Annotated in this window: 15 protein-coding genes; 7 read left to right on the top strand and 8 right to left on the bottom strand. The window is 72.7% G+C overall.

Going from position 1 to position 15,310, the window contains the following annotated elements:
- Positions 1 to 24: 24 nt before the first annotated feature.
- Both WDW90_RS14325 and WDW90_RS14320 read left to right on the top strand, forming a co-directional pair.
- A complete protein-coding gene (locus WDW90_RS14325; protein ID WP_336488068.1) occupies positions 25 to 1,203 on the top strand; it encodes a DUF3095 family protein in 1,179 nt (392 codons plus the stop codon).
- Positions 1,200 to 3,068, top strand: a complete 1,869-nt coding sequence (locus WDW90_RS14320) for a patatin-like phospholipase family protein (RefSeq protein ID WP_336488067.1) — start codon at positions 1,200 to 1,202, stop codon at positions 3,066 to 3,068. The genes WDW90_RS14325 and WDW90_RS14320 overlap by 4 nt, the downstream gene beginning before the upstream one ends.
- On the opposite strand, the gene WDW90_RS14315 is transcribed toward WDW90_RS14320, so the two are convergent.
- The 6 genes from WDW90_RS14315 to nthA all read right to left on the bottom strand — a co-directional run bounded on the left by WDW90_RS14315 (position 2,955) and on the right by nthA (position 7,569).
- A complete protein-coding gene (locus tag WDW90_RS14315) occupies positions 2,955 to 4,196 on the bottom strand; it encodes a cytochrome P450 (protein WP_336488066.1) in 1,242 nt (413 codons plus the stop codon). The two genes, WDW90_RS14320 and WDW90_RS14315, sit on opposite strands and share 114 nt — an antisense overlap.
- The gene (locus tag WDW90_RS14310) at positions 4,189 to 5,526 is read right to left on the bottom strand and encodes an NAD(P)/FAD-dependent oxidoreductase (RefSeq protein WP_336488065.1); all 1,338 of its coding nucleotides are present in this window, start codon (positions 5,524 to 5,526) and stop codon (positions 4,189 to 4,191) included. Before WDW90_RS14310 ends, WDW90_RS14315 begins: the two co-directional genes overlap by 8 nt.
- On the bottom strand, positions 5,523 to 5,738 hold the full coding sequence (locus tag WDW90_RS14305; RefSeq protein WP_336488064.1) for a ferredoxin: 216 nt from the start codon (positions 5,736 to 5,738) through the stop codon (positions 5,523 to 5,525). The genes WDW90_RS14310 and WDW90_RS14305 overlap by 4 nt, the downstream gene beginning before the upstream one ends.
- Before the next feature lie 180 nt (positions 5,739 to 5,918).
- The gene (locus WDW90_RS14300) at positions 5,919 to 6,239 is read right to left on the bottom strand and encodes a nitrile hydratase accessory protein (RefSeq protein ID WP_336488097.1); all 321 of its coding nucleotides are present in this window, start codon (positions 6,237 to 6,239) and stop codon (positions 5,919 to 5,921) included.
- Positions 6,240 to 6,283: 44 nt separating this feature from the next.
- Entirely contained in the window at positions 6,284 to 6,946 is a 663-nt protein-coding gene (gene nthB, locus WDW90_RS14295; RefSeq protein ID WP_336488063.1) for a nitrile hydratase subunit beta, read from the bottom strand.
- Positions 6,943 to 7,569: a nitrile hydratase subunit alpha gene (gene nthA, locus WDW90_RS14290; protein ID WP_336488062.1), complete on the bottom strand. Its 627-nt coding sequence runs from the start codon at positions 7,567 to 7,569 to the stop codon at positions 6,943 to 6,945. Before nthA ends, nthB begins: the two co-directional genes overlap by 4 nt.
- A gap of 874 nt (positions 7,570 to 8,443) precedes the next feature.
- Between nthA and WDW90_RS14285 the strand changes: the two genes are divergently transcribed.
- Positions 8,444 to 8,923 (top strand): hypothetical protein, encoded by a 480-nt coding sequence (locus WDW90_RS14285; protein WP_336488061.1) that lies wholly within the window; start codon positions 8,444 to 8,446, stop codon positions 8,921 to 8,923.
- A gap of 33 nt (positions 8,924 to 8,956) precedes the next feature.
- On the opposite strand, the gene otnC is transcribed toward WDW90_RS14285, so the two are convergent.
- Both otnC and WDW90_RS14275 read right to left on the bottom strand, forming a co-directional pair.
- Positions 8,957 to 9,640 (bottom strand): 3-oxo-tetronate 4-phosphate decarboxylase, encoded by a 684-nt coding sequence (gene otnC / locus WDW90_RS14280; protein WP_336488060.1) that lies wholly within the window; start codon positions 9,638 to 9,640, stop codon positions 8,957 to 8,959.
- Positions 9,637 to 10,653, bottom strand: a complete 1,017-nt coding sequence (locus tag WDW90_RS14275; RefSeq protein ID WP_336488059.1) for a LacI family DNA-binding transcriptional regulator — start codon at positions 10,651 to 10,653, stop codon at positions 9,637 to 9,639. Before WDW90_RS14275 ends, otnC begins: the two co-directional genes overlap by 4 nt.
- A gap of 195 nt (positions 10,654 to 10,848) precedes the next feature.
- On the opposite strand from WDW90_RS14275, the gene WDW90_RS14270 reads away from it, so the two are divergent.
- From WDW90_RS14270 to otnK, 4 genes are all read left to right on the top strand, one after another.
- Positions 10,849 to 12,165 carry an MFS transporter gene (locus WDW90_RS14270; RefSeq protein WP_336488058.1) on the top strand — a complete coding sequence of 439 codons (1,317 nt, stop codon included), beginning with the start codon at positions 10,849 to 10,851 and terminating at the stop codon, positions 12,163 to 12,165.
- Positions 12,166 to 12,293: 128 nt separating this feature from the next.
- Complete coding sequence (gene ltnD / locus WDW90_RS14265) at positions 12,294 to 13,214, top strand: L-threonate dehydrogenase (RefSeq protein WP_336488057.1); 921 nt, start codon at positions 12,294 to 12,296, stop codon at positions 13,212 to 13,214.
- Positions 13,215 to 13,235: 21 nt separating this feature from the next.
- Positions 13,236 to 14,027 (top strand): 2-oxo-tetronate isomerase, encoded by a 792-nt coding sequence (otnI, locus tag WDW90_RS14260; RefSeq protein ID WP_336488056.1) that lies wholly within the window; start codon positions 13,236 to 13,238, stop codon positions 14,025 to 14,027.
- Complete coding sequence (gene otnK / locus WDW90_RS14255) at positions 14,024 to 15,298, top strand: 3-oxo-tetronate kinase (RefSeq protein ID WP_336488055.1); 1,275 nt, start codon at positions 14,024 to 14,026, stop codon at positions 15,296 to 15,298. The genes otnI and otnK overlap by 4 nt, the downstream gene beginning before the upstream one ends.
- The last annotated feature ends 12 nt before the right edge of the window (positions 15,299 to 15,310 follow it).

The following is a 15,310-nucleotide window of genomic DNA, read 5'->3' as shown; positions in this document are numbered from 1 at the left end:
GCGGCTCCTGAACGGTCCTGAGCGATGCTGACCCTGACGCCCGGATTCGCCCCGTTCCACTACGCGGACCTTCCGGCCTTCACGCGCTTCGACGAGGTGCTCGACGAGGCCCTCTACCGGCCGCTGCCGGACGACTGGACGATCGGGCTCTGCGACATCGTCGGATCGACCCGGGCCATCGAGGCGGGGGCGTACCGCTCCGTCAACTACGCGGCGGCCGCCGTCATCGCGGCGGTGAAGAACGCGCTCCCGGGCACCGACCTCCCCTTCGTGTTCGGGGGCGACGGCGCGAGCGTCCTGCTCGCGCCCGGCGAGGACGACGTCGTCCGCCCGGTCTTCTCCGCCTGCATCACCTACGTGCGCGAGCGCCTCGGCCTCGACCTGCGGGCGGCCCTCGTGCCGATGCGGACGGTGCGCGCGGCCGGCTACGACGTGCGCGTCGCCCGCTACGCGCCATCGCCGGATGCCGCCTACGCGATGATCCGGGGCGGCGGGCTCGCCTGGGCGGAGGCCGCGATGAAGCGCGGGCTCGAGGCGCTGCCGCCCGCGCCGCCCGGAACGGAGCCGGACCTCACCGGCCTGATGTGCCGCTTCGAGGCGACGCGAGCCCGGAACGGCGTGATCCTGTCGCTGATCGTGGTGCCGGAGGCGGGCGCCGACCCGGCGGCTCTGCGGCAGGCGATCGGCGCGGTGATCGATCTCGTCGAGGCGGATCCCCGGATGGGCCATCCGCTCCCCGACCGCGGCCCGCGCCTGGGCTGGCGGGCGCGGCGCGTCGCGCTGAAGGACGGGCCGGCCCGGCCCGCCACGCTGAGCCGCCTCGCCGAACCGCTCCGGCGCGTCGCCCGGACGCTCGCCTCCACCGCCCTCTTCCGGACCAGCCTGTCCCTGCCGGGCTTCTCGCCCCGCCGTTACCTGCGCGAAGTCGTGGCGAATTCCGATTTCCGCAAGTACGACGACGGCTTGCGGATGACGGCCGATTGCACGCCCGGGACGGCGGCGCGGATCGAGGAGCGGCTCGCGGCGGCGGAAGCCGCGGGCCTCCTCCGCTTCGGCCTCGTGCGCCAGGATTCGGCGGTCGTCACCTGCTTCAGCCCCGCCCGCCTCGGGCCGGGCCACCTCCATTTCGTCGACGGCGGCGCGGGCGGCTATGCCGGGGCCGCCACGGCACTGAAGCGCAAGGCCGCGGAGTTGGTCGGATGAGCGGCGCCGACACCCTGATGCGCGCCGCCTACCGCGTCCCCTTCCTCGACGGGCTCGACGACGCGACGGCCGAGGCCATCCGGCTGCGGCTCGAACCGCTCGCGATTCCGGGCGGACGCATCCTGTTCAAGGAGGGCGAGGAGGCCGACAGCCTCTACGTGCTCGTTTCGGGGGCGATCGGCGTCGCGAGCCACGACCCGGCCACGGGTGCGGCCCACCGCATCGCGCGGCTGCGACCGCCCGAGACCGTCGGCGAGGTGGCGCTCCTCTCGAACGGGCCGCGCTCGGCCACCGCCACGGTGCTGCGCGACTCCCTTCTCCTGCGCCTGAGCCGGGACGCCTTCGACGATCTCGCCCTGCGTCATCCCGGGGCGATGCTCTACTTCGCCCGGCTGCTCGCCGACCGGCTGCGCCGCGGTGCGGCGGCGCGGCCGGCGCTTCACGCCCCAATGACCTTCGCGGTGATCGGCGTGACGCACGGCGTCTCGGCCGTGCGCTTCGGCCAGGCCCTCGCGCGGGCGCTCGGAGCCCGCACCGGCTGGCTCGCCGCCTGGCCGGACGGGGCGGACGAGACCTGGTTCCACACCTTCGAGACCGAGCACGCGCGCGTCGTCTACGCGGCCGACGATCCGGTCTGCGCCTGGACCCGCCTCTGCCTGCGCCGGGCCGACCACGTCCTCCTCCTCGCCGCCCCCGGAGAGCCGCCCTTCCCGGCCCTGAAGGGCACCGACATGGGCTCGCCGGACGGCTGGCGCCGCTGCGACCTCGTGATCGAGCAGGCCGCCGACGCCCCCTCGCCGCGCGCGGCCGACCCGGCGATCGACGCGCTCGCCGTGGCGATGCGCCATCAGGTCCGGGCGGGCCATGCCGGCGATCACGAGCGCGTCGGCCGGCTCGTGAGCGGGCGGGCGCACGGCCTCGTCCTCGGCGGGGGCGGCGCGCGGGGCTTCGCCCATCTCGGCGTGCTGCGCGCACTCGCGGAGGCCGGGCACGCCATCGACTTCGTCGGCGGCACCAGCATCGGCGCCGTGGTGGCCGCAAGCCTCGCGATGGGCTGGAACACCGACGAGATCCAGAATCACATCCTGCAGGCGTTCGTGTCGAGTTCGCCGCTCAACGACTACACCCTGCCGGTGCTGTCGCTGACCCGAGGGGTGAAGGTCGACACGCGCCTGCGCCAGCATTTCGGCGACGTGCGGATCGAGAACCTGTGGCTCCCCTTCCTGTGCGTCTCGGCGAACCTCACGACGGGCTCGGCCATGGTCCACACCCGCGGCGATCTCGTCCGGGCGCTGCGCGCCAGCATCGCGATCCCGGGCCTGCTGCCGCCCGTGATCACGGATGACGGCGTCCTCGTCGACGGCGGAACCATGAACAACCTGCCGGCCGATCTCCTCGCCGACCTCGAGCGGGGCGCGGTGCTCGCCGTCGATGTCGGCAGTGACCTCGCCTTCGAGAAGATGCCGATGCGCAGCTGGCGCGGGCGCGCGATCCGGCGACTTCTCGGCGCATCCGAGGCGACACCCGGCATCGCGCAGCTCCTCCTGCGGGCCGCCACGGTCTCGAGCGACGCGCAGGCGGCGATCGCGCGCGAGCGTGCCGCCGTCGTGATCCGCCCTCCCCTGGCGGGCATCGACCTGCGCGACTGGGCGGCCTACGCGATGGTGGTGGAGATCGGCTACCGGCACGCGGCGCAGCGTCTCGCCGTCGACGGCCTGCGCCCCTGGGCGGATGCCGCTGAGTGCGGACGGTCAGGCGATGCCGTCGATTCGGATCTCGAGCCCCGCGGGGCCGCGCAGGGCCGCCCCGGGCCGGTAGGGCGGCGGGTCCTCGGCGAGGCGCGGCCCGATCAGGCGCCGGCATAGGCTCACCAGGGCGATCTCCACCTCGATCCGCGCGAGCGGGGCGCCGACGCAGTAGTGCAGGCCGCCTCCGAAGCCGAAATGCTGGTTGTCCTCCCGGTCCGGGTCGAACCGGTCCGGATCGCGGAAGCGCTCCGGATCGCGGCTGCCCGCCGCGAGTGCCAGCACCACGGCCGAGCCCTTCGGGATCGTCTCGCCCGCGATCTCGATGTCGCCGGTCGCCTTGCGGGTCCGGAAATGCACGGGCGGCTCGTAGCGCAGCAATTCCTCGATCAGGCGCGGCGCCCGCTCGGGGTCGGCGCGCAGCCGCTCCAGCTCGTCGGGATGGCGCAGGAGCGTCAGCATGCCGTTGGTGATGAGGTTCACGGTGGTCTCGTGGCCGGCCACGAGGAGCAGGACCGCGGTGGCGATCAGGTCGTAGAGCCCCATGCGCTCGGTCGCCGGATCGGCGTGGTTGGCGAGGCCCGACAGCATGTCGTCGGCGGGCCGGCGCCGTTTCTCGCGGATGAGGGAGCGCATGTAGGCCGAGATCGCGTCGAAATTCGCCGCGTTGGCGCGTCGCGTCGCCTCGTCCCGCCTGGCGTCGGGCTCGAGTGCGGTGGAGAGCTGCGTAGCCCAGGCCTGGAATTGCGGCTCGTCCGTCTCCGGCACGCCGAGCAGTTCGCAGATCACCGCGACGGGCAGCGGGTAGGAGAGATCGTTGACGAGGCAGACCCGGTCGCGCCCGCGGCAGCGCTCGATCAGAGCGTCGACGACCGTCTCGATCCGGCGGTGGCTCGCCCGGACCCGCTCGACCGTGAACTGATTCATCACGAGGTGGCGCAGGGCGTCGTGCGCCGGCGCGTCGCGGAAGATCAGGGGACGGTGCGCGTTGGAGATCCGGTCCTTGATGCGGTTCAGGACCCAGTCCCTGAACGGGTTGCCTGTGTTCGGGCGGCGCGACGGCGGGATGTCCTCGGAGCTGAGGCGCGGGTCGAACAGGAGGCTGCGGATCGCCGCGTGGCGGCTGACCACGTACGTGCCGTCGCGCTGGCGCGACACCGGCGTCTCGCGCAGGCGGGCGTAGAGCGGATACGGGTTGGCGCGGTTGGCCGGGTCCATGACCTGCGCGAACAGGGTGTCGTCAGGCATGGAGCCCTCCCGGTGCGGGCGCCATCCGCATCGCTCTCGGCGGCGGGAAGCCCGGCGGCAGCGCCTCGATCCCGGGCTGGTCGGTGGCGTCGAGGATCGGCGGGAAGGCCGCGCCCGCCGCGATGCGGCCGGCATAGGACGGCAGCCAGCGCGCCTGGTCGAAGGACACGGCCGCGATGCTGTGCCCGGCCCGCCCGTAGACGGCGAGGAAGCGACCCGAGGCGCGCGAGCCCTGCACGATCGTCACCGCGTCCGCCCCCTCGGTCAGCCCGACGGCCTTGATGTTGACGCCGAACTGGCTCGACCAGAAGGCCGGCAGGTGCGCGTAGGGCGCCTGGTCCTCCGGGCCTGACAGCATGTTGCGGGCGGCGTGCTCGGCCTGCTCGACGGCGTTGCCCCAGTGCTCGACCGATACGAGGCGTCCACCGTAGAGCGGGTTCGGCCAGCGCGCGACGTCGCCCGCCGCGTAGATGTCCTCGGACGGCGTCCCGCCCGCGTCGAGCACCCGGCAGGCGCCGTCGCAGGTCACGCCGCCCGGATCGGCCATGAGGCCGGCGCCCGCGAGCCAGCCGGTGCTGCGCACGGCGCCGAGGGCCACGATCACGAGATCGGCCTCGATCGCGCCGCCGCCCGCGAGATGCGCCCGGCGGACATGGCCGGACGCGTCCCCCTCGAGAGTCTCAACCTGGATTCCGGGGCGGAACGCGACGCCCGCCCTCGCCATCAGCGCGACGACGGCGCCGCCGATCGAGGCGCCGAGGGAGCGGGCGAGCGGCGTCGGGTTCGGATCGGCCACCGTCACGGCCAGCCCGAGATCGCGGCAGCAGGAGGCGGCCTCGCAGCCGATCAGGCCGGCGCCGATGATGAGGATGCGCTCCGGTCCCCGCACGAGCGCGGCCCGGAGCGCGGCCGCATCGTCGCGACCGCGGAGCGTGAACACGCCGGAGAGCGCGCCGCCATCGGCCTGCGGCCAGGGCCGCGCCCGCGCCCCCGTCGCCACGAGGAGCCGCGCGAACGGGATCTCCGCCCCGTCGGCGAGCCGGATGCGGCGCGCCTTCCGGTCGAGCCCGACCGCCGCCTGCCCGAGGCGCCATCGCGCCCGGAGCGGCAGGAGGTTCGGCAGGCCCGTCGCGTCGGGCCGCAACTCGCCGGCGAGGACGTGCTTCGACAAGGGCGGCCGGTCGTAGGGGCGGTGCGGCTCGTCGCCGACGAGCGTGAGCGGTCCCGCGTAGCCCCGGCGGCGCAGGGCCTCGGCGCCGCGCAGGCCCGCGAGCGAGGCGCCGACGATGACGATGCCGGCCTCGTCGCCGGGCTCCGCCGACGCGCTCACGGCTCGGCTCCGGGCTCGGCCTCGGACAATTGGGCGCTGATGGCGCGGACCGGGCAGGCCTGGACCGCCCGGGCGATCTCGGCCCGCTTCTCGGCCGGGGGCTCCGGATCGTAGAACAGGATCTCGTGCCCGCGCAGGACGAAGTGCTCGGGCGCCGCGTAGCAGCACTGCGCGTAGCCCTGGCACCGGTTCAGGTCGACGACGACGCGCATGGCAGCCAGATCCCCTGCGGTGTTGCTCGGCGGCACGGCCCGAGACCGGCGCGCAGCCGCCTGCAACTCGCGGGCCGCGCGCGAAAGTTACGCGGCCCGGCAGTGTGGACGAGGGGCCGCGCGCTGGCGAGGCCGCGTCAGCAAGAAGACCCTCGCGCGGATCCTCCCCGGCGGCCGCTCTCAGCCCCGCGCCTCCGGGTCGTTTTCCAGCACGATCGGCTGCCCGTGCGGCGTCGCGGCGGCGGCACGCGCGAAAGCGGCTCGGCGCCCCGCCAGGGCCTCCGGGCTCGCGATGCCGCGGGCCGACAGAAGGCCCTCGATCGTCGCGAGCCACGCCGCGTAATCGGCCGGCCGGCCGCTGCGGCGGGTCTCGGCGCCGAGGGCCCGCGCCCACTCGCTCCAGCCGAACAGGCCGCGATCATGCAGCGCGACCACGAGCGCGAAGGCCTGCGCCTCCCAAGGCTCCGCGAAGACCGGCTCGGCCAAGGGCGGATCGGCCAGGATCGGATCGGCCAGGATCGGATCGTCCAAGGGCGGCTCGCCGCTCACGCGGCCGGCTCCAGGTAGCTCTCGAAGGCGTTCACCGAGACGGCGAGGCCGGGCTCGGCCGCCTCGCCCCAGATGGCCGCGCCGGAGAAGCGCACGGTGTAGAGCCATTGCGGCGCCTCGCCCGCGAGCCGAGCGTTCGAATCCGGGAAGACGAAGCCGCCGTGCACGCGCTCGACCGTGCCGACATGCCCGCGGACGTAGCGCGGCAGGCGGGTGTGGCCGCTCGGGTGGACATTTCGGGCCCGCACGCTCTCGCCGACGCCGAACCGGGGCTCCGATCCGACCGGACGGTCGCTCGGGAAGCCGCGGGCGAAGAGCGGGGCGACCTCCTCGCCCCGCAACACCCGCGCGACCGGCGCCGGCGGCGCCGAGACCGTGCCGGTGGCAAGCTCCTCGGGGCTGGCGAGGCCATGGGCCTGCACCTGCCGCTCGAGCGCCCTCAGCCAGATCGCGTAGTAGCTCGACGTCAGGTACTCGCCGGGCGGCAGCGATTCCCGGGCGGCGCGGCTGGCGTCGAGGTTCCAGGTGCCCGTCAGGCCCATCGCCATGGCGAGCCCGAAGACCCTCTTCTCCCAGGCCGCATGGAAGCGCGGCTCGTCCGCCTCCGGCGCGATGGGGCCGAAGCCGTGCATGCCGCCGAGATCCTGGCCGCCGTTCATGCCCGGATCTCGGGACGGCGCGGAAGGCCGGTGCCGATCATGGCGTCGCGCGTGACGAGGGCGGCGAGCGCCGCCTCGTCGAGCCCCTCGGTGCCGGGCGGGCGCATCGGCAGCACCATGTAGCGCAGCTCCGCGGTCGAGTCCCAGACCCGGATCCGGGTCTCCGGCGGCAGGCTGAGGCCGAACTCGGCCAGCACCGCGCGGGGCTCGATCACCGCGCGCGAGCGGTAGGGGGGCGCCTTGTACCAGACTGGCGGCAGGCCGAGGACCGGCCAGGGATAGCAGGAGCAGAGCGTGCAGACGACGAGGTTGTGCTCCTCGGGCGTGTTGGCGACCACCACCATGTGCTCGCCGCCGCGCCCCCCGACATCGAGCTCGCGCATGGCCGGCGTCGCATCCGCGAGGAGGCGCTCGCGGAAGTCGGGGTCGACCCAGGCGCGGGCGACCACCCGGGCACCGTTATGCGGCCCGACCCTGGTCTCGTAGGTCTCGATCAGCGCGTCGAGGGCCGCGGGGTCTACGTAGCCCTTCTCGACGAGGATCGATTCGAGCGCGCGCACCCGCAGGTCCATGGGCGACAGCGTGCTGCCGTGCTCGTGGTCTTGCTCGTGATGATGCGCCATGCCACGCCTCCCGGCCCGGAGAGTACGGCTCGGGCGACCCGGCGTCACCCCGGGATACGGGTCGCCAGAGCCGTCGCGGGGGCAGGCGCCGATCGGCGAGATCAACGCCCTTCTCTGCCGGAACGAGGCGAACCTCGAACCGGCGCGCGCCCGCCTCGCCAAAACCCGCCCACGGCCTCAAGGCGCCGCGGCCGTCGCGTTCCTGAATCTCTGGCGCCGAACGGACGAAACCGTACCTGGCAGCGGATTCGGGCTTCCGATCAGCCTCGGACGGGCCGAATCGTAGGGCGGCACGCTCGACCTCACCCGATCCGATTCTGGCGGCCTGCGGGCTGCCTGACGCTTCCAGCCCGGGCGCGGCCGCCCTCGTCGAGCCGGGAAGGACCTCATTGCATCTTGATGATCAGCCACTTAGGCAGATGAGACCCGCGCCGGAGCCGGAGCCGGGCCGGCCCGCCGTCGACGCCCGCCGGCCGCGTGAAACGCAACGGTTCAACGGCCGGTAGCGCATAATGAATACCGGTCTCACGAAGCGACTATCGATCCATCAATTGTTAGACACATCGTTTGATGAGGCTATTGCTTCTGAGCACTTCTTGTGCAAATAAGGGCCGTCCGTACACGGCTATACGAGAGAGCCCAGGCCGACCCCGGTCGGTTATGGCGTCGACGGAGCGACCGCCCCCGGAAGCTCCGAGGCACAATCCCGTATCGCTGGACGATCTGGAGTTCGGGCGTACGCCACGCCCGCCTAACGAGTCGGTCTCGTTCGCCTCCCGGCGAAGGTGACGGGCTCCCAGGTAACCGCGACAGATGGGGGCAGCCGAAATGCTAGAGCGGGCATTTCGTAGCCCGCCTGTCGTGGGAGTACGTGATGAGTTCCGACGAATTCTCCTATGATTTCGATGCACCGGACTCGGACTGGAATTACGAGCCGAGCCGAGCGGAACTGTTCAGGCAGATCGACGCCGCCCTCTACACCACCGATGCGCAGGGCTGGCTGACCTACTACAACGAGGCCGCCGCCGAACTCTGGGGCCGCCGCCCGGTCATAGGGCGGGAGCGCTGGTGCGGCTGCTGGCGCATCTTCCGGCCCGACGGCACGCCGCTCCCGCACGCCGAATGCCCGATGGCGGTGTCCATGCGGGAGGGCCGCGCGATCCGGGGCGAGCAGGCCGTGCTCGAGCGGCCGGACGGGACCCGGGTGCCCTTCATGCCGTATCCGACGCCGTTGCGCGACCGGTGCGGCCGGATCGTCGCCGGCTCGAACGTGCTGCTCACGATCCGGCGTCCGCCGCCGGTGCCATTCTCCGCCTTGGGCGCGCCGCGCCTGCGCGAACCCGCCTTCTGCTGACGCGGATCGGGCCGCCGTCGAACGGGTACGGGCTCAGCCCTGCCCGTGGCCCGCGCCCGTGCAATCCCGGTGCTCGGGCAGGGTCAGGCCGAAATGGCTCACCAGGTCCTGCACCTGCTGCGGGCTCAAGCTGCGCGGGTTGAGGTTGCGCAGCAGGAGGTAGAGCCGCGCGGTCTCCTCAAGCTCCTCGGTGGCGAAGACAGCGTTCTCCAGGCTCGTGCCGGCCACGACGGGGCCGTGATTGGCCAGCAGCACCGAGGCGTAGCGCCCGGCCAGGCCCCGGATCGCGTCGGCGACCGCCGGATCGCCGGGGCGGAAATAGGGCACGAGGGCGGTGCCGCCCGTGCGCATCAGGTAATAGGGCGTCAGGGGCGGCAGCACCGCCTTCGGGTCGATCTCGGGCAGCATCGAGACCGCGACCGCGTGGGTCGAGTGCAGGTGCACGATCGCCCGCGCCTGCGCCCGGCTCTCGTAGAGGGCCGCGTGCAGCGGGATCTCCTTCGTGGGCGCGTCGCCCGAGACGAGATTGCCGCGCGCGTCGAGGCGCGCGATCCGGGCGGGGTCGAGAAAGCCCAGCGACGCGTTGGTCGGCGTCACCAGCCAGCCGCCGTCGTCGAGGCGCAGCGAGATGTTGCCCGATGAGCCCGGCGTCAGCCCGCGCTCGAACAGCGAGCGCCCGTAGCGGCAGATCTCCTCGCGCAGCTGGCTCTCGCTCATGCGGTCGCTCCCTCGATCAGCTCGAAGCCGAGATCGACCGTCTCGGCGGGACCGCCGGCGCCCAGCCGCTCGGCCGCGACCTCGCCGATACGCAGGCGCGGCGTCCGGACCGTCGAGAGCGGCTGCGGCATCGCGGCGGTGATGTCGAGACCGTTATAGCCGAACAGGGCGAGCCGTCCCGGCACCGGCAGCCCGTCCGCGAGGCAGTGGAAATAGCCGCCGAGCGCCATGTCGTCGTTCGAGAAGTAGACGGCGTCGAGATCGGGGGCGCGGGCAAGGAGGCGCGCGAGCGCCGCGCGGCCCGCGGCCGCAGAGGAGGGGCAGGCCTGGATCTCGCTGGCCGCGAGCGGGTACCCCCCCGCCCGCAGCGCCGACTCGAACCCGGCGAGGCGCTTGCCCGCGCGCAGGTCGCGGTCGAGATCGTGGCCGACATAGCCGATCCGGCGATAGCCGCGCCCGAGGAGATGGCGGGCGCTGGCGCGGCCGACCTCGCGATTGGAGAAGCCGACCACGATGTCGATGCCCGGCCCGTCCGTATCGATCATCTCCGCGACCCGGACCCCGCTCCCGCGCAGGCGCGCCACCGCGCCCGGCGTGTGCTCGAGTCCCGTGACGATCAGACCGGCCGGCCGCCACGACAGCAGCGCGCCGAGAAGCGCCTCCTCCCGCTCGGGATCGTAGTCGCTGACGCCGATCACGCTCTGGAAACCCGCCCGGTCGAGCACGGCCGTGATGCCGCGCAGCAGGTCCGGGAAGACGATGTTGGTGAGCGACGGGATCACGATGCCGACGAGCTGCGACCCGGCCGAGGTCGACGAGCCCGCGAGGCTGCCGGCCAGCCGGTTCGGCACATAGCCGAGGCGCGCGACCGCCTCCGCGACGCGGTCCTGCGTGCCCTTCGAGAAGGAGCCGTGCCGGCGCAGCACCCGCGACACGGTGCTCTCGCCGACCCCCGCCTCCCGGGCGACGTCCGCCAGGGTCACGAGGCGCTGGCGCGGCTGATGGACGTTCATGACGGCGCGTCTCTCAACATCACGGGACGTCCACGACGTCCGAGCACATACCAAGCTTTGCATCCTCGAACAACATGATTGGCAGCGCTGCCAAACTCTGATACGCAAGATGCAAGCGCTGCCAAAATGCGCCACAACAAGCATAAACGCCAGCTTCGGCCCGTACGGGCCGGATGCGGAGAAGGAGGAAGCCTGATGACCGTGCAAGCCGCCCGGATGCCGGGAGCTGCCGCTCCCCCCGCCGATCTCGTCGAACAGACCTACACGAAGGTGTTCTGGCGGCTCGTTCCGTTCCTGATGCTCTGCTACGTGATCGCGTATCTCGACCGCGTGAACGTCGGCTTCGCCAAGCTGCAGATGTCGCAGCAGCTCGGCTTCAGCGAGACCGTCTACGGCCTCGGCGCCGGGGTGTTCTTCATCGGATACTTCCTGTTCGAGGTACCGAGCAACGTCATCCTGCACAAGGTCGGCGCGCGCGTCTGGATCGCCCGGATCATGATCACCTGGGGCCTGATCTCGGGCGCGTTCATGTTCGTGAACTCGGCCACGAGCTTCTACATCATGCGCTTCCTGCTAGGCCTGGCCGAGGCCGGGTTCTATCCGGGCATCATCCTGTACACGACCTCCTGGTTCCCGGCGCACCGGCGCGCCAAGGTCATCGCCGTGTTCATGTCGGCGATCCCGATCTCGGGCATCTTCGGCAACCCGCTCTCCGGCTGGATCATGGACGCCTTCAACGGGGCGAACGGGCTCGCCGGCTGGCAGTGGATGTTCCTGATCGAGGCGGTGCCCGCAATCGTGGTCGGCGTGGCCGTCTACCTCTACCTCGACAACCGGCCGGCGGACGCGCACTGGCTCACCGATGCCGAGAAGGCGGTGCTCGAGCGCGACATCGCGCAGGACAACACCGGCAAGGAGAAGAGCCCCCACTCGATCGCCAGCGTGTTCCGCGATCCCCGGGTCTGGTTCATGAGCCTGATCTACTTCGCCTTCGTCACGGGCCAGTACGGGCTCACCTTCTGGATGCCGACCCTCGTCAAGGCGACGGGCGTCCAGGGCAACTTCAACATCGGCCTGATCAGCGCGATCCCGTTCCTGTGCGCGGCCATCGTGATGGTGATCCTCGGCCGCAGCGCCGACCGCATGCGCGAGCGCCGCTGGCACCTCATCCTGCCGGCGCTGTGCGGGGCGGCCGGCTTCGTCGTGGCGGCGACGGCGACCAGCACGCCGATCGCCATCGCGTTCCTGTCGGTCGCGGCGGCCGGCGTCCTCACCTGCGCGCCCCTGTTCTGGTCGCTGCCCACGGCCTTCCTGGCGGGCACGGGCGCGGCGGCCGGCATCGCGCTGATCAACTCGGTGGGCAACCTCGCGGGCTTCGTCAGCCCCTACGTGATCGGGGCGCTGCGCGACCTCACCGGCACCACGGAGGCCGGCATGTACGCGCTCGCCGCGATGCTCGTGATCGGCGCGGCCTGCGTGTTCCTGACGCCCGCCCGCATGGTCAACCGCTGAGGCGCTCGCGCGCTCTCCGCCGAAGCGGTTGCCGGTTTGGTGATCAGAAAGCGCGCCAGATCAATGGCTTGGAGCATTTCCCGTGATCCGGAAATCACGGACGATGCTCGGGGAGACGGAGCGAATCCATGACCGAAACAGCACGGACGGGCCGCGCCGCGATCGTCGGCCTCGGCTCCATGGGCGCCGGCATGGCGCTCTCGCTCCTGCGGGCCGGCCTAGCGGTCTCGGCCTACGACGTGAACCCGCAGGCGCTCGCGCATTTCCGGGAGGCGGGCGGGGCCGGGGCGGCGAGCCTCGCGGACGCCGCGCAGGGCGCCGACATCGTCGTGAGCGTCGTCGTCAATGCCGCGCAGACCGAGGCGGTCCTGTTCGGCGAGGGCGGCGTCGCCGACGCCATGCCGGAGGGCGCGGTCTTCGTCTCCTGCGCCACCATGGACCCGGCCATCGCCCGCGACCTTTCGGCCCGGCTCGAGGCGGGAGGCCGGCACTACCTCGACGCGCCGATCAGCGGCGGCGCCGCCCGCGCCGCCGAGGGTGCGCTGACCATCCTGGCCTCGGGCTCGCGCGCGGCCTTCGACCGGGCCCAGCCCGCCCTCGACGCGATGGCGGCCAAGCTCTACCGGCTCGGCGACGCGCCCGGCCAGGGCGCGGCCTTCAAGATGATCAACCAGCTGCTCGCGGGCGTGCACATCGCGGCCGCCAGCGAGGCGATGAGCTTCGCGGCCAAGCAGGGTCTCGACCTTGCCAAGGTCTACGAGGTGATCACCGCCTCGGCCGGCAATTCCTGGATGTTCGAGAACCGGATGCGCCACGTCCTCGACGGCGATTATTCGCCCCGCAGCGCGGTCGACATCTTCGTGAAGGACCTCGGCATCGTGCAGGACATGGCCCGGGCCGAGCGCTTCCCCGTGCCGGTCGCGGCCGCGGCCCTGCAGATGTTCCTGATGGCCTCGGGCTCCGGGATGGGCCGGGACGACGATTCCTCCCTGGCACGCCTCTACGCGCAGGTCGCGGGCGCGAGCCTGCCGGGCCGCAAGACGAGCTGAAAGACGAGCTGAGGTCGCACCATGCCCCGCTTCGCCGCCAACCTGACGATGATGTTCACGGAACATCCCTTCCTCGACCGCTTCGCCGCGGCCGCCGATGCGGGCTTCCGGGCCGTCGAGTTCCTGTTCCCCTACGAGCATCCGCCCGAGGCGATCGGCGAGCGCCTCTCGCGCCACGGCCTCGCCCAGGCCCTGTTCAACCTGCCGCCCGGCGACTGGGCGGCGGGCGAGCGCGGCCTCGCGGCCCTGCCCGGGCGCTTCGCGGAGCTGCAGGACGGCGTCGAGACGGGCCTGCGCTACGCCGCGGCCACGGGGGTGAAGCGTCTCCACCTGATGGCGGGGCTCGCCGATTCCCGCGATCCCGCGGCGCGCGACGCCTACCGCCGCGCCGTCGCCTGGAGCGCCGAGCGGATCGGCGGGGCCGGGCTCGACCTCGTCCTGGAGCCGATCAACGCCCGCAACATGCCGGGCTACTTCCTCGCCGATTTCGGCGCCGCCGCCGCGCTGATCCGCGATCTGAATATGCCGAACCTGAAGCTGCAGTTCGACCTCTACCACTGCCAGATCCTGCACGGCGACGTCACGATGCGGCTGCGCGCGCTGATGCCGATCATCGGCCATGTCCAGACCGCGAGCGTGCCGGACCGCCACGAGCCCGGCACCGGCGAGATGGACGACGCCTTCCTGTTCGCCGAGCTCGACCGGCTCGGCTATGCCGGGTTCGTGGGCTGCGAGTACAACCCGCGCGGCAGAACGGAGGCGGGTCTCGGCTGGTTCGAACCCTACCGCATCGCCGAGGAGGCGGCCCGATGAGCGCCGCCCTCGCCCTCGGCGCGGTCGCGGACGACTATACGGGCGCCTCCGACCTCGCCAACACGCTGACGAAGGCCGGCCTGCGCACCGTCCAGACCATCGGCGTGCCCGCGGACGACCTCGCCCTGCCGGAGGTGGACGCCGTCGTCGTCGCCCTGAAGAGCCGCTCGATCCCGGCCGCCGAGGCGGTCGCGAAGTCGCGCGCCGCGGAGGGCTGGCTGCGCGGGCGCGGCGCGGCCCATATCCTGTTCAAGATCTGCTCGACCTTCGATTCGACGGAGGCGGGCAATATCGGCCCGGTCCTCGACGCGCTGCGGGCGGATGCCGGCGAGGCCGTCGCTCTCGTCACGCCGGCCTTCCCCGAGACGGGCCGCACCGTCTACCAGGGCCACCTCTTCGTCGGCGCGCAGCCGCTGAACGAGAGCCCGCTGAAGGACCACCCCCTCAACCCGATGCGGGACGCGAACCTCGTGCGGGTGCTCGCCCGCCAGAGCGGATCCCCGGTCGGCCTCGTCGACACCGCGACCGTGGCCGGCGGAGCGGATGCCGTCGCGGCGCGGCTCGACGCGCTGGCGGAATCCGGCCACGGCGCCGCCATCGCCGACGCGATCGTCGAAGCCGACCTCGAAACCCTGGGCGCGGCGGCCCTGAGGCGCCGCCTCTCGGTCGGCGCCTCGGGCCTCGGCCTCGGCCTCGCCCGCGCCCTCGTGGCGGCCGGGCGCGGCGCGGCCCGGGCCGACGCGCTGCCGGGAGCGGGGGTCGGCGGCCACACCGCCTGCCTCGCCGGAAGCTGCTCGCAGGCGACGCTCGGCCAGATCGAGGCCGCCGAGGCGGTCATGCCGGTGCTGCGCCTCGACCCGGAACGCATCCTCTCCGACCGGACCGCGATCGGGGCCGCGATCGAATGGGCGGCCGCGCGCCTGGGCGACGGCCCGGTGCTGCTGGCCACCAGCGGAACGCCCGAGGCCGTCCGCGCGCTCCAGGCCCGCCACGGCGGCGCCGAGGCCGGGCACGCCATCGAGGCCGCGAACGCCGCGATCGCCGCCGGCCTCGTCGCGCGCGGGGTGCGCCGCCTCGTCGTGGCCGGCGGCGAGACCTCCGGAGCGGTGGTCGACCATCTGGGCCTGCGCGCCTTCTTGGTCGGCCCCGAGATCGCGGCGGGCGTGCCGGTCCTGCGCACCGCAGGGTCTGAGCCCATGCTGCTCGCTCTGAAATCCGGCAATTTCGGCGGCCGAGACTTCTTTGCCCGCGCCCTCGACCTGATGCGCTGACACGGATCCACA

The organism is Methylobacterium nigriterrae (genome assembly GCF_037106235.1).
GTDB classification, from domain to species: domain Bacteria; phylum Pseudomonadota; class Alphaproteobacteria; order Rhizobiales; family Beijerinckiaceae; genus Methylobacterium; species Methylobacterium nigriterrae.
This window is presented reverse-complemented; position numbering and strand designations above follow the sequence as displayed.

Coding starts and splice junctions, on each gene's coding strand:
- WDW90_RS14325 (WP_336488068.1), top strand. CDS start 25: ATGCTGACCCTGACGCCCGGATTCGCCCCGTTCCACTACGCGGACCTT.
- WDW90_RS14320 (WP_336488067.1), top strand. CDS start 1,200: ATGAGCGGCGCCGACACCCTGATGCGCGCCGCCTACCGCGTCCCCTTC.
- WDW90_RS14315 (WP_336488066.1), bottom strand. CDS start 4,196: ATGCCTGACGACACCCTGTTCGCGCAGGTCATGGACCCGGCCAACCGC.
- WDW90_RS14305 (WP_336488064.1), bottom strand. CDS start 5,738: ATGCGCGTCGTCGTCGACCTGAACCGGTGCCAGGGCTACGCGCAGTGC.
- nthB (WP_336488063.1), bottom strand. CDS start 6,946: ATGAACGGCGGCCAGGATCTCGGCGGCATGCACGGCTTCGGCCCCATC.
- nthA (WP_336488062.1), bottom strand. CDS start 7,569: ATGGCGCATCATCACGAGCAAGACCACGAGCACGGCAGCACGCTGTCG.
- WDW90_RS14285 (WP_336488061.1), top strand. CDS start 8,444: ATGAGTTCCGACGAATTCTCCTATGATTTCGATGCACCGGACTCGGAC.
- otnC (WP_336488060.1), bottom strand. CDS start 9,640: ATGAGCGAGAGCCAGCTGCGCGAGGAGATCTGCCGCTACGGGCGCTCG.
- WDW90_RS14275 (WP_336488059.1), bottom strand. CDS start 10,653: ATGAACGTCCATCAGCCGCGCCAGCGCCTCGTGACCCTGGCGGACGTC.
- WDW90_RS14270 (WP_336488058.1), top strand. CDS start 10,849: ATGACCGTGCAAGCCGCCCGGATGCCGGGAGCTGCCGCTCCCCCCGCC.
- ltnD (WP_336488057.1), top strand. CDS start 12,294: ATGACCGAAACAGCACGGACGGGCCGCGCCGCGATCGTCGGCCTCGGC.
- otnI (WP_336488056.1), top strand. CDS start 13,236: ATGCCCCGCTTCGCCGCCAACCTGACGATGATGTTCACGGAACATCCC.
- otnK (WP_336488055.1), top strand. CDS start 14,024: ATGAGCGCCGCCCTCGCCCTCGGCGCGGTCGCGGACGACTATACGGGC.